This is a genomic window from Bradyrhizobium sp. Ai1a-2, assembly GCF_000426245.1.
GTDB lineage: Bacteria > Pseudomonadota > Alphaproteobacteria > Rhizobiales > Xanthobacteraceae > Bradyrhizobium.
Genome location: NZ_AUEZ01000001.1, coordinates 274255 through 287450 on the forward strand (window position 1 = coordinate 274255; position 13196 = coordinate 287450).

Annotated in this window: 10 protein-coding genes; 1 reads left to right on the plus strand and 9 read right to left on the minus strand. The window is 60.7% G+C overall.

Annotation, left to right across the window (positions count from 1 at the left end):
* Nucleotides 1-153 precede the first annotated feature (153 nt).
* Genes K288_RS0101270 through K288_RS0101310 form a run of 9 tightly spaced genes read right to left on the minus strand, consistent with a single transcriptional unit; the run spans nucleotide 154 to nucleotide 9930 of the window.
* Complete coding sequence (locus K288_RS0101270) at nucleotides 154-3273, minus strand: proton-conducting transporter membrane subunit (RefSeq protein ID WP_027577952.1); 3120 nt, start codon at nucleotides 3271-3273, stop codon at nucleotides 154-156.
* The gene (locus K288_RS0101275; protein WP_027577953.1) at nucleotides 3267-3626 is read right to left on the minus strand and encodes a sodium:proton antiporter; all 360 of its coding nucleotides are present in this window, start codon (nucleotides 3624-3626) and stop codon (nucleotides 3267-3269) included. Before K288_RS0101275 ends, K288_RS0101270 begins: the two co-directional genes overlap by 7 nt.
* A gap of 25 nt (nucleotides 3627-3651) precedes the next feature.
* On the minus strand, nucleotides 3652-4353 hold the full coding sequence (gene mbhE / locus K288_RS0101280) for a hydrogen gas-evolving membrane-bound hydrogenase subunit E (protein WP_027577954.1): 702 nt from the start codon (nucleotides 4351-4353) through the stop codon (nucleotides 3652-3654).
* Nucleotides 4350-4688 (minus strand): monovalent cation/H(+) antiporter subunit G, encoded by a 339-nt coding sequence (mnhG, locus tag K288_RS0101285; RefSeq protein ID WP_027577955.1) that lies wholly within the window; start codon nucleotides 4686-4688, stop codon nucleotides 4350-4352. The genes mbhE and mnhG overlap by 4 nt, the downstream gene beginning before the upstream one ends.
* Nucleotides 4685-4927: a hydrogenase subunit MbhD domain-containing protein gene (locus tag K288_RS0101290; RefSeq protein ID WP_027577956.1), complete on the minus strand. Its 243-nt coding sequence runs from the start codon at nucleotides 4925-4927 to the stop codon at nucleotides 4685-4687. Before K288_RS0101290 ends, mnhG begins: the two co-directional genes overlap by 4 nt.
* A gap of 4 nt (nucleotides 4928-4931) precedes the next feature.
* The gene (locus K288_RS0101295; protein ID WP_027577957.1) at nucleotides 4932-5192 is read right to left on the minus strand and encodes a monovalent cation/H+ antiporter complex subunit F; all 261 of its coding nucleotides are present in this window, start codon (nucleotides 5190-5192) and stop codon (nucleotides 4932-4934) included.
* The gene (locus K288_RS0101300; RefSeq protein WP_027577958.1) at nucleotides 5185-5703 is read right to left on the minus strand and encodes a Na+/H+ antiporter subunit E; all 519 of its coding nucleotides are present in this window, start codon (nucleotides 5701-5703) and stop codon (nucleotides 5185-5187) included. Before K288_RS0101300 ends, K288_RS0101295 begins: the two co-directional genes overlap by 8 nt.
* Before the next feature lie 31 nt (nucleotides 5704-5734).
* Nucleotides 5735-8818: an efflux RND transporter permease subunit gene (locus K288_RS0101305; protein WP_027577959.1), complete on the minus strand. Its 3084-nt coding sequence runs from the start codon at nucleotides 8816-8818 to the stop codon at nucleotides 5735-5737.
* Complete coding sequence (locus tag K288_RS0101310) at nucleotides 8815-9930, minus strand: efflux RND transporter periplasmic adaptor subunit (protein ID WP_152535334.1); 1116 nt, start codon at nucleotides 9928-9930, stop codon at nucleotides 8815-8817. Before K288_RS0101310 ends, K288_RS0101305 begins: the two co-directional genes overlap by 4 nt.
* Nucleotides 9931-10418: 488 nt before the next feature.
* On the opposite strand from K288_RS0101310, the gene K288_RS0101320 reads away from it, so the two are divergent.
* Complete coding sequence (locus tag K288_RS0101320) at nucleotides 10419-13172, plus strand: HAD-IC family P-type ATPase (RefSeq protein WP_027577961.1); 2754 nt, start codon at nucleotides 10419-10421, stop codon at nucleotides 13170-13172.
* Nucleotides 13173-13196: the final 24 nt, after the last annotated feature.

Genomic DNA, 13196 nt, shown 5'->3' on the forward strand with positions numbered 1-13196 from the left:
TAAGTGAAGGTCGGTAGGACTTCGGTCCTGGACTCTGGTCAGGCCCGCTGGCTCTTAAGTTGGCGGGCTTTTTCTTGACGCGCCGGACCGTGTCGCAATCGAAGGCGTACCGTCGCCACATTTGCTTCGACAGGCCACAAAATCGTTGGGTCCCTAGTTCAGCTGACCCGCCGGCCACAAATGGCGAACACCGCCGCCAGCGACGTACAGAACGAGAAAGTAATAGAGAATGTAGAGGTTATAAGTCTGGCCGTTGCCGGTGTAGAGCCTTCGGATCCGCTCCGCAGAGGCCGTGGTGGCGGTGGCCAGTCCGCCCCAGAGCGCTCCGGCCCATGGCGGCGTCAGCATCGTGAAGACAGTCTTCAAGCCTTCGTAGAGGGTGGACTGCGTGCCACCGATTTTGACGTGAGCGATGGCTGCCCACCAGCCGCTTCGTAGCAGCAGCCAGAACAATCCGAGCAATATCGCAGACACGATCACCGCAAACGCCATGACAGGCACCGGATTCCAATAGCCGTAGATCATCTCCAGCGACATGCCCTGCCACACCAGCGTCGATGCGAATTGCGGATCGATCGCTTCGGAGATCGGGGCGATCAGCAGTTTCGGGAAGAATGACATCAGGAAAATGCCGGCGATCAGCAGAATCTGCGGTATCAGCAGGGTGATCGGCGCCTCTCTCAGGTCGTCATGCGCAGCCTTGCGAGGGCCGAGGAAGATCGCCCGAATGAAGCGGGCCATGTACACAAAGCCGACAAAGGTCGCCAGCAGGGTCATCACCGCCGGCCCGTACCAGCCCTTCTCCATCATTGCGCTCAGCAGCAGCCATTTGCCGCCAAAGCCGGCGAGCGGCGGCAGACCGGACATCGCGACAATCGCGGTCGCGGCCGTTGCGAATGTGACGGGCATGACACCGGCAAGACCGCCAAGCTCGACGATCAGCCGCGTCCCCGTTCGCAGGATGATCGCGGCAGCGACCAGGAATAAGGTGCCCTTGACCAGGAGATGGTTGGCGACGAGGTACAGTGCCGTCACCCAGCCGAGATGGCTCATCAGTGCGATCGCCGCCACGATATAGCCAAGCTGGCTCATGCTTGAATAGGCCAGCATGCGCTTCAAGTCGTCCTGGCGCGCCGCAAGCATCGCGCCGGCCAGCGTGGTCAGCATGCCAATCCATCCCATGACAAGCGCTAGATTCAAGCTCACTTCGGAGAGGATCGCGACGTAGGTCCCGACCAGCAGCCCGAAGATTGACACCTTGCTGATGACGGCCGAGAGCAGGGCGGACACGTCGTCATCGGCTTCCGCGTAGGCGCCCGGTAGCCAGACATGGACGCCGAGGGAGCCGGCCTTGATCAGCAGGCCGATCGCCAACAGCACAAAGACCGGTGCGCTATCCGGACCGGCCACACGCAGCGCCGACAGCGACACGCTGTCGGTCTGCGCCTGCAATACGGCGAATGCGCACAGCAGGAAGAAGGCCGCGGCGAGCGAGAACAGAAGATATTGCAGTGCATGTGACGCTGCCTCCGTCCTTCGCAGGATCAGGAAATAGGAGGACAGCGTGATCAGTTCCCAGATGAAAATGAACTCGAGGCTGGTCGTGGCGCGCGGCAGTGCCGGCAATGACAGCAGCATGACTGCCAGCAGCGGATAGAAGCCGGGACGGGGGTCCGTGCGGGCGAGGCAGGCGCTCGACACGACGAGGCCGCCAGCGAGAAGGAGTGTCGCGAACAGAAAGTTGATGCCGGACAAGCTGACAACGAGCCAGGTGCCACCAACCGACACCAGAACGAGCATGATCAGACATTGCATGCGGCTCGGCAGGCCAGCGAGCATGTACAATACCAGTCCCGCAACAAGCGGCATGTACGACCACGGAGCTGCAAGGCCCGCAAGCTCGCCGGCGACGTACCCGCTGACGACAAGAAGAAGAGCCATTCCGAAAATTGGAAATAGATCGGCCTGGCTTTGCGGCGCTGCGTCTGCCTCGGCGGGAGAGTGAAGTGCCAGGCTGAACCAGCGAAACATGTAAGCCGCTTCCAGAAGCGAGCCCATCAGGACGATGGCGATCCAGACGTAGAGATTGCCGACTGCCAAGGTCATGATGAGTTGCCATTTCGCCCAGAATCCCGGGAATGGCGGCAATCCGGAGATGGCGATGATCAGTATGCCGAAGACCAGGATCGCTCCTGGACGTCGGGCGAGGACCGCCCAGTCTTGCAGGCGCTCCTTACTCACGTAACCGGCCAACCAGAAAAGCCCGACCTTGGCGAAGAGGTGATTGATGAAAAGGCCGCCCACCACCAAGCGCATCGCGTCGTCGGCCCTGAGTCGGTAGAGCAGGGGCGCGGCGATCGTCAGCAGCGCCATCTGGCCGATCGAAGAATAGCCGAGAAGGCGCTGCGCTTTCGTCTGCTGGAGGCCGATCAGGTTTGAGAAGACGAACGTAATCGCCCCCAGGGCGGCGATGAGTTCGAGCTGGTCCTCGAACAAAGGCAGCAACTTGAGCAAGGCGAACAACACGCCCGCCGAAACACCGCCCGAGATCATCGCGGCAACGTCGCTGCGCGCGGTCTCATAGACATCGAGGCCCCAGCCGTTCGCAGGGAAGGGCTTCAGCTCGAGCAGCAGGCACGCCAGCAGGAAGATGAGTGCGGCAAAGCCGATCGGGCCCGTGATCGAGCCGCGCTTTGCGATCAGTTCGTCGATGTTAAGGATGCCGGTGGCGGCATAAAGCAGCAACGTGCCGATCAGGAAGAAGGTCGACGCCAGGACTGTTGCCATGAGAAACTTGAACGTCGCCGACAAGGCTGCGGGTGTGTCTCGTAGGCCAAGCAAGGCGTAGGTCGCGATCGAGACGATCTCCAGGAACACGAACAGATTGAAGAGGTCGCGAGTCATCACCATGCCCTGGATGCCCATGACCAGCAGCAGGTATAGCAGCAGTGTCCCGTACCTTTCGCGCACGACATAGGCGGCGCCGAAAAGCGCGACCAGATTGATGCTGAAGGCGAAGATGCTTTCGGCGAGCCCCATGCGCAGATTGATCGCATAAGGCGGCTTTGCGCCACCGGTCAGGATCTCGATGGGGGCGGCGCCGTTCAGAAGGACGAACAGCGCGTAGCCTGAGATCAGCGTCATCGCCGCGAGCGCGAGGACAAAAGCGGCGGCTACCCAGGATTTTCCAAGACGATAGAAGAGAGGAATCAGGAAGCCGCCACCCAGGCCCACAATGAAAATGTTGAGCGGGTGGAGCAGGCTCTCTACCATTTCGACTCCGTGAAGGCGTCGATTGACAGCGTTTTCTTGGACTCATAGAGCCGGATCGCATAGGCGAGCATAACGGCGGTCACAGCCATACCAATGACGATAGCGGTGACGACGAGTGCAGATGGTATCGGGTCGACGGCGCGTGAGGCCGCTTCCGACAAACTCAGTGTGCGGTCGATGATCGGCGCCGTGCCGTCAGTCACATAGCCGATTGCAACGATGACGATGTGGGTGCCGGTTCCCATCAGGGAAAATCCGATGATGATCCGCAGGATGTTGCGGTGTGTGAGCATGCCCCAAAGTCCGATCAGGATCAGGAGAAGGCCCGTTGTCAGAACGATGCTCGAGATCATCAGACAGCTTCCTTCGCATGAGGGGTCAGGGCCGGAATCGGTCGAGAATGACGCTCAGCTCGCAGCCGACCTTGATGCCCAGAAGCGCCGACAGGACCGGAATCGCACCAGCGCTGAAGAAGGCGCCGAACTGCCCAAGCGGGAGGATCCGGTTGTCCAGGAAGCCGCCCGCGCCGACCAGCCCCGCAATGCCCGTCAACACAAACAACGCGCCGGCCACAGACTCCGTGATGCCCAGGAATTCGAGATCGGGCCGGTATTGCGGATAGGCCAGCAGCATCAGCAGCACGCCGGAAGCGATGACGGCGCCGCCCTGGAAACCGCCGCCCGCGGTCAGGTGCCCGTTCATGATGATATAGGCCGCGAAGAGGGAAATCAGCGGAACGAGGATCTGAGTGCCAGTCTGCACGATCTCCGACGACGGCCGGGCTCCGTCAAAGCGATCCGCGAGGGAGCCACTCTGTGGCAGGCGTTCCCCGCCGAGCACGAGGCCGACGCCCGCGGCCACCATGAACAAAACGGCGACTTCTCCGAGAGTGTCAAACGCGCGGTAGGTCAGCAATATGCCGGTGATGACATTCGGCGCGCCCAACTCCTGCGGCACGAGCCTGATGTAGCTTTCCGCCAGGGGCCGCGCCGACTGCTGCTCGGTGTAGCCGATGACGAGACTTGCAAAGACAAGCCCGAACGAGACAATGGCGACGATGGTAGGGAGCCGCCGGATCATATGCCGCTTCCTGCTTTCTGCTGCGCGTCACGCAGAGCGTCTATACCGGTATTGCCGGCCATCGGAATCCGAATGCTGTGCGCGGCCCGCGCCAGCGCATGCGAGGAGACAGGATTCGTCATCAGCACGAAATAGGCGATGATCAAAAGCTTGAAGCCCCAGCCCGGGTGATAGATGGCCAGGCCCGCGAGCACCAGGGTGTTGCCGAGCGTGGTGGCTTTCGTGCCTGCCTGCATGCGGGTATACACATCGGGCATGCGCAACATGCCGAGCCCGGCCGAAAAGTGGAAGATTGCACCGAGCAGGACCAGAGCGCTTCCGATCAAATCCATCATGGGGCTCTCTCTGTTGTCCTGCGGATCGCATAGAGGAAAATGAGCACCGACAGGCCGGATCCGATCGACGCCTCCGTCATTGCGACATCCGGCGCGCCCAGCAGGACGTAGCAAACCGCTGCGAACAGGCTCGCCAGCCCGCCGCTGATCGCCGCCGCCAGGGTACTGTCCAGGCTCACGGCTAGAATGCCGCTCACGACAATGCTGCCGCACAACAGGTAGACGAAGAGATCAAGCATGCCGTCAAAGACCTCGCTCGAGATAGCGTGCAATCGCCAGGACAGCCAGAAAACTCAGAACACCGTAAACCAGAGCAACATCCAGATAGATGGAACGGCCGGCCACATGCGCGTAAAGCGCAATGAGAGAGATCGAAACGACGGTCAGCATATCGATCGCCGCAACGCGGTCCACCGTGGTCCGTCCGAGAATCAGACGTAGCACGCCGAACCCGACACCAAGAAAGATCAGAATCGCCGAGGCGGTGAGGATTGCGTCAGCCAAAGGTCTTCCCCAGATGCTCTTCGAATGCTCCGGCAATGGCGCGGGTCGCTTCGTCCGGGTCTGTTGTTTTGACGTCGAGCCAATGAACGAAGAGGCTGTCGCCATCGATGTCGACGACGAGCGATCCGGGCGTCAGCGCTATGGAGCTGGCAAGTGCAAGACGTCCGACCGGAGTTTTGAGTCCCGTTCTGATCCGGACGATGCCGGGGTCGATGTTGATGCGTGGTGCATAGACGTAGCGCATCATGTTGATGTTCGCACGGACCAGCTCGACCAGAAAGATGCCGGTGTAGAGAACGAAGTGATAGAGGCGCTCGGGGGATAAGCGGACGTCGCGCCACGCGCCCGGTTTGCGCGTGAACATGTAGGCCAGAACGACGGAAATGATTGCGCCGGTCGCGAGCACGCTAACGTCGAAGGACGAGTTCGCTGCGAACCAGATAAATGTGAGAAGCACCGATAGCCAAAGGAAGCCGCTCGGTCGTTTCGCTGCGGGTTGATTTGGCGCCATTGTCAGCAACCCCGACTGCCAGAATCCAGTGTTACGAGCTGATCGTCGGAGTGCCGGTCCCCGCCGGCCTCTGCTGATCGGCTGATTTCTCCACTCCCCTGAACCAGGCTACGTACAAGGTAGGAAGGAAGATAAGCGTAAGAATCGTTGCGACCAGCAATCCCCCCATGATCGCGAAGGCCATTGGTCCCCAGAACACCGTTGGAGCAATCGGGATCATGCCAAGGACGGTCGATACCGCGGTCAGCATGATCGGGCGGAAGCGCGAACTGCTGGCATTGATTGCGGCTGACCAGACGTCCTTTCCCTCTGCGCGTTCGGCGTCGATTTGGCCGATCAGGATCACGGCGTTCTTGGTAATCATGCCGATCAGCGCCAGAATGCCAAGAATGGCGACGAAGCCGAGCGGCCTTTGCGACACGAGCAGCGCCGCGACAACGCCGATCAAGCCGAGAGGCGCAACGCTGAGGACCAGGAACAGTCGCTGAAAACTCTGCAGCTGGGCCATGAGGACAGTAAACATCAGCAACAGCATGACCGGAACGACGGCCATGACGGAAGCTTGCGAAGACTTGCTTTCTTCAACGGTCCCGCCCACGACGATGCGATAGGTGCGGGGAAGGGTTGCTGCCAGCTTATCGACCGCCGGCGCCAGCGCGTTGATCACGGCTTCCGGAAGTGACCCGGGCGCCACATCGGCTTGCACGGTCAGCGTGGGTACGCGGTCGCGCCGCCAAACCAGTGGATATTCCTGCTTGTATTCGAATGTCGCGAACTGGTTCAGCGGAACCGTGCGGCCGTTTGGGAGCGGCACCTGCAGGGTACTCAGAGTCGGCAGCGAGACGCGCTGTTCGTCGGTCGCGCGTACGAGAACATCAACAAGATAGATATCGTCGCGGACCTGAGTGACGGGCGCGCCCGAAATCACGGTATTCAGGACGCCAGCCACCGCCTGCGAGCTCAAACCCAATAGTCGCGCCTCGTCCTGGTCAACATGGATGCGGAGCTGACGTGCGGGCTCCATCCAGTCAAAATTGACTTGCTGGGCTTGCGGATTGGTTGCAACGATCTGGGCCAGGTTCAGTGCGATGTCGCGCACCTTGTCAATGTCGGGGCCACTCACGCGATATTGCACGGGCCAGCCGACCGGCGGGCCGAGTTCGAGCGGAGAGATCCGGGAGACCGCGCTCGGGAACTCATTGGCCAGGAACTTTTCAAGCTTGACGCGAAGGCGCTCGCGCGCAGCGACATCCTTAGCGACGATCACCACCTGCGTGAAAAAGTCGTTCGCCAACTGGACATTGAGCGGCAGATAGAAGCGAATGGCGCCGCGTCCCACATAGGTGCTCCAGCGGGCTACGTCCGTATCGCCTTTCAGGGTCGTATCGAAGCGCTTCGCGGCGGCTTCGCTGGCATACATCGACGCACTCTGCGGCAGGCTGATATCGACCAGAAGCTCCGGACGGTCGGAAGACGGAAAGAATTGACGGGGAATGAGCGGAAGGGCGAGATAGGACAGAACGAAGAGCGCCACGGTGAGAAGAATCGTCACCCATTTCGCGCGCATGGCTGCGCTAAGAAAGTTTTGATACCAGGAGAGAATTCTGCTGGGGTTCGAGGTTTGTGATGTTCGGGGCGGTTTCAGAATGACGACGCCGAGAAGCGGCGCGAAGACGACGGCCACAAACCAGGATACGAGCAGCGCGATGCTGACGACGGCAAACAGCGAGAACGTGTACTCTCCCGCAGAACTTGCCGCAAAGCCGACGGGAACAAATCCGGCGATGGTTACCAGCGTTCCCGCGAGCATGGCGAACGCGTAGGTCCGGAACGCGAATGTCGCAGCTTCAACCTTGTCGTCGCCCGCAGCCAGCCGGTTGAGGGTGGCGTCGGTGGTGGTCATCGCGTCATCGACGAGCAGTGCCAGCGCGATGATCAGGGCGCCGAGCGATATCCGCTGCATGTCAATGCTCGCCATCTGCATGATCGGAAAGACGATGGCGAGCGTCAAGGGAATGGATAGCGCTATGATCAGCCCCGGGCGGATCCCGAGACTGATGAAGCTGATCACCAGAATGATGGCGATTGCCTGCAACAACGAGGTCATGAACTCGGAGATGGCGCCATCAACCGTGACGGCCTGATCGGCGACCAGGATTGGCTGGATACCTATCGGCAGGTCCGCGGTGATCTGGTCGATCGCCTGCTTGATGTTTTTCCCGAGGGCGAGAATATCGCCGCCCTCCCGCATGGCGATCGCAAGTCCGATCGCCGGCTCCCCGTTGACGCGAAACATGGGCTGGGGCGGATCGGAATAGCCGCGCCGCACCTGCGCTATGTCACTCAGGCGGAGCGTCCGTCCGCCGGCGACGAAGTTGATGTTGGCGACGTCTTGCTCCGTCCGAAACGCCCCTGATACCTGCAGCGAAAGGCTCTCCTCGCCGGTTTGGATGGTGCCGGCCGGACGTACAACGTTTTGGGCCTGGAGGGCGGCGACGAGCGCCGAGCGGTCGATGCCAAGGCCGGAAAGCTCCTTCATCGAGAATTCGACAAAAATCCGTTCGTCCTGCGCGCCTAGCAGCTCGATCTCCGAGACGTCGCGAACAAGAAGCAGCTTCGAGCGGATATCTTCAACGTAGTCGCGAAGTTCACGATGGGTGAACCCGTCGCTCGTAAAACCGTAGATGATCCCGAATGTCGCGCCGAAATCGTCGTTGAAGCCGGGCCCGACGATGCCTGCAGGCAGCGTATGCCTGATATCGCCGATGTTCTTGCGAACCTGATACCAGGTGTCGGCGACTTCCTTGGCGTTTGCGCTGCCTTTCAAGTTGACGAAAATCGTCGTGATGCCGGCCTTAGTATAGCTGCGCAAGAAGTCGAGATGCGGCGTTTCCTGCAGCCTGCGCTCGAGCCGCTCTGTCACTTGCTTGAGTGTATCCTCGATGGTTGCTCCAGGCCACGCGGCCTGAACAACCATGGTCTTGATGATGAAGGTGGGATCCTCGCTGCGCCCAAGACGGAAATAGGATACGGCGCCGGCCAGGACGGCGATTATCATGAGAAAAGCGACGAACGAGCGGTGATTCAGCGCCCATTCTGAAAGATTGAATCTCATGACGGCCCCGACCCGAGTATGCGAATCTTCTGGCCCGGGTGCAGGGCTTGTACGCCTGCCGTGACCACGATTTCGCCGGTGTCGATTCCCTGGGAGACTGCTACCAGCGCCTGGTTGAAGCGCAGCACGTCGATGTTTCGTAATGATACGGTACTCTTGGCTGGATCGACGACCCACACAGCGGGCTGTTGATTTGCCCTCGTCAACGCCGTGGCCGGGATTTCAATGATCGGAACGGCCTCCGTTTCCATGCGTCCGGTCACGGTCGCGCCAAGACGCATGGCCGCTGGAGGATCGGTCAGGCCAACCTTCACTTCGAAAGTTCGTGTTGCCGGATTGGCTTGCGGCGCGACTTCGCGGATGCGACCTCGCGCGGTCACCGTGGGGTCGTCGGTCAGATTGACGTTGATTTCTGGATCGCTCGGGGCTGTTCGGATCACTTGGGCGGGAATGTCGAAGACGGCATCGCGGCCATCCTTGCGGGCAACCCTGACGATGCTTTGTCCGGACTGGACGACTTCGCCCGCGGCGGGACCAATTGTCGTCAGAACACCCGGAGCGTCAGCCTTGAGCTCGGTGAAACCAACCAGATCATGCGCGATCTTGAGCTGGGCTTCGGCCGCATCGACCTGGGATTGAGCGGTTTGCTGAGCCTGTTTTGCCTGATCGAAGTTGACGTTCGTGGTCCAGCCCTGCGCGAAGAGAGTCTGCTGGCGTTCGAATTGATTGCGGGCCTGAACCAATTGCCCCTGGGCGGCTGCGAGGGCCGCTTGCGCCTGCCGTAGACCGTTCATCTCGTTCTGCGTTTCGAGGCGCGCAACGACCTGGCCGCGCTCCACCCGATCTCCGAGCTTGCCGTTGTTCTCGAGAAGCCGACCGCCAATTCGGAACGAAAGCGAAACCTCGTCCTCTGCTTCAATCCTGCCGGTAAACGTAAACGTTGTTCCGGCTTTGCTCTTTTCAACGGTTACGGTTCGAACCGGACGAACGACAGGGGCGGCTGTTTCTGTCTCGCGTCCGCAACCCGCAAGCAATACGGAAGCAGCCAAAATCATCATTCCGGTCTGCCGCACGCGACGAATTCTCTTCAACCGGGCGGCATACGCAGACATGGCTTGCTCCCTTGTTTGCTTTACCTGGTTCTTCTCGCCATTCTTTGATCGCTGTTGTCGTCGCGTCTTCCGGTGGAGAGTCCACACCCCGCTGCGAAGATCATATGGCCGAGCGAAATAATCCTCAAGCGGATGGGCTTGCGAGCCTCGCAGACATGCAAGCAGACGCGTAGCGCCACGCACCTTCGAGAGTCAGCCAGCTTGTGTGGAGGAGCTGGCGCTGGATCGACTTTTGGAGAAGCGCCGGTAGGTAAGTCATGCTGACCTGTAGCTGTCTTAATTGCCTGTAGCTGTCTTAATTGGAAGATTGATGAGCTTCGCAGCGCGGCGTGGAGCTTTCCAATCCCATGAAGGGAAATCAACGACGCGTCTTGGTTGTGAGCTTGGGATTCGCATGCCGCAATTGTTCGTTGCGTTGTATTTGGTGACGGACGGTGCGATGATCGTCGCGCCAATTGACTTGAATGCGATTGTGCTGGAGCAAGAGCATGAGCGCAGCAGCGAATGCGACGAGCACGACCAACGACGTCGTGGCCTGGCACGCGATATCTCAACAAGAGATCGTGGCGCGACTTGGCACCAGCCGGGAGAAAGGTCTCGATCCGGCTGAGGCCGCGGTCCGCCTCGGGAAATACGGGCCCAACCGTTTGCCGGAAGGCAGGAAGGAGGGCCCGTTTGCCAGGTTCCTCGCGCAGTTCAACAACATCCTGGTCTACGTGCTGCTCGCCGCGGGGTTCACCAAGTTGATGTTGAACCTCTGGGTCGACGCGGCAATCATCTTTGGCGTGGTCGTTCTCAACGCGCTGCTTGGGTTCATTCAGGAGGGCAGGGCCGAGAAGGCGCTGGATTCCATCCGCAACATGCTATCCGCGGAGGCGCGGACGGTGCGCGGTGGCGAGACCCGCATGATTGCTGCGGAGCAGCTTGTTCCGGGCGACGTCGTGCTCCTGGAGTCGGGTGACAAGATTCCAGCGGACCTGCGGCTCATCGAGGCGAAGAACCTGCGGACTGAAGAGGCCGCGCTCACCGGCGAGTCGGTGCCGGCGGAAAAAGGCGTCGATGCAGTACCTGCGAACGCGACGGTCGGGGATCGTGAGAGCATGGCATTTTCCGGCACCATGGTCACGTCTGGCCGGGCGACCGGGGTGGTGGTCGCGACCGGCAGCGAGACCGAACTCGGCCGCATCAACCAGCTGCTCGCCAGCGTCAGCCCGCTCGAGACTCCGTTGCTGCGCCAGGTCAAGAAATTTGGCTACGCGATCACCGCGGCGATCGGGGTGATCAGTGTCCTGATCTTCGCCTATGGAAAGTGGGTGAAGGGTATGGACTTTGTGGAGTTGTTCCAGGCCGTCGTCGGCGTCGCCGTATCGCTCATACCGGAGGGACTGCCCGCACTCATCACGATCACCCTGGCGATCGGCGTGCAGCGCATGGCGCAGCGCAACGCCATCATCCGGCGATTGCCTGCGGTCGAGACGCTCGGGTCGGTGTCGCGGATTTGCTCGGACAAGACGGGCACGCTGACGCTCATGGAAATGATGGTGGTGTCCGCCGTCACCGCTGAGTCGGCCTATCAAATTACGGGCGACGGTTATTCGCCGAAGGGGGAGATCAAAAAGGACGGAGAGCCCGCCGGCAAGGAGCCTGTACTCGCGCTCATGGGGCGAGTTTCGCTGCTCTGCAACGATGCGGAACTGTTTCAGGAGGAAGGCGCCTGGAAGGTTGAGGGCGATCCGACGGAGGGCGCGCTGTATCCATTCGCGGCCAAGCTCGGTATGGATCGGCAGGCAGAGCAGGCGGCAGCTCCGCGTATCGATGCCATTCCCTTCGAATCCGAGCACAAGTTCATGGCGACGCTCCACAAAGCTGCGAGCGGCGAGCAGGTGCTGCTCGTCAAAGGCGCCCCGGAAGTGATCCTCGAGCACTGCGATCGTCAACAGATGGCTGACGGCCAGCCAGGGACGCTCGACCGCGAGCATTTCTTGAAACAATCAGACAGACTTGCGGCTCAAGGCGAACGGGTGCTGGCGCTGGCTTGGCTCGAGAATCCGAACGTGAAGGCTGGAAGTCTCACCGCGGCCGATCTGCCAAGGACTCTGATCTTGCTCGGCCTGATCGGCCTGCTGGACCCGCCGCGCAAGGAGGCCATCGATGCTGTGAAGGAGTGCCACGGCGGCGGCATCCGGGTCACCATGATCACGGGCGATCACAAGATCACCGCAGCGGCCATCGCCAAGATGCTCGGTCTCGGCGACGGCAAGACGGCGATCACCGGCGCCGAGATCGAGGATATGGACACCGCGACGCTGCAGGAACGCGTCCGCACCGTCGACGTCTTCGCGCGCGCAAGCCCCGAACACAAGCTGCGCCTGGTGAAGGCCATTCAGGCCAATAATCAAATCGTGGCGATGACAGGCGACGGTGTAAACGACGCGCCCTCTCTCAAGAAAGCCGACATCGGCGTTGCGATGGGTATCAAGGGCACCGAGGTAACGAAGGAGGCCGCCGGGATGATCCTGGCCGACGACAACTTCGCCTCGATCTCGGCGGCAGTGAAGGAAGGACGCACGGTCTACAACAATATCGAGAAGGCGATGCTTTTCCTGTTGCCGACCAACGTCGCGCAGGCGCTGGTCATTGCGTCGGCAATCCTTCTTGGCTTCACCATGCCGATCACCGCCCCGCAAGTGCTCTGGGTCAATATGGTGACTTCGGTTGCGCTTGGCCTGGTTATCTCCTTCGAGCCGCACGAGATCGATGTGATGCAGCGGCCACCGCGCGCGGTGGATCGCCCGATCGTCACTGGCTTCGGGATTTGGCGGATCGTCTTTGTTGGCCTGGCGCTCCTTGCCTACACCCTGCTGGCGTTCTTCTGGATGAAAACCCAAGGCGCTTCAGACGGGTTGGCGCGGACGGTCGCCGTCAATGCCATCACGATCGGCCAGGTCTTCTATCTCTTGAACAGCCGCTATCTGCTCGACTCGTCGTTCGACTTCAAGGCGCATATGGGCAACCCGCACTTGCCGCTCGGCATCATCGCCGTGGTGATCCTGCAACTGATCTTCACCTACACACCACCGTTCCAGGCCATGTTCGGCAACGAAGCTATCCCGCTATGGGTCTGGCCCTGGCTGCTGGCAGGCGGTTTGGTGTTCTTCCTCGTCGTGGAGGCTGAGAAGCTGATCATTCGCTCGTCGGGTTCCTTGCGGAAGCTTATCGTCGCTACCGAAGCCGGCACGTGAAGAATCGCTTGCCGCGCACGCGCC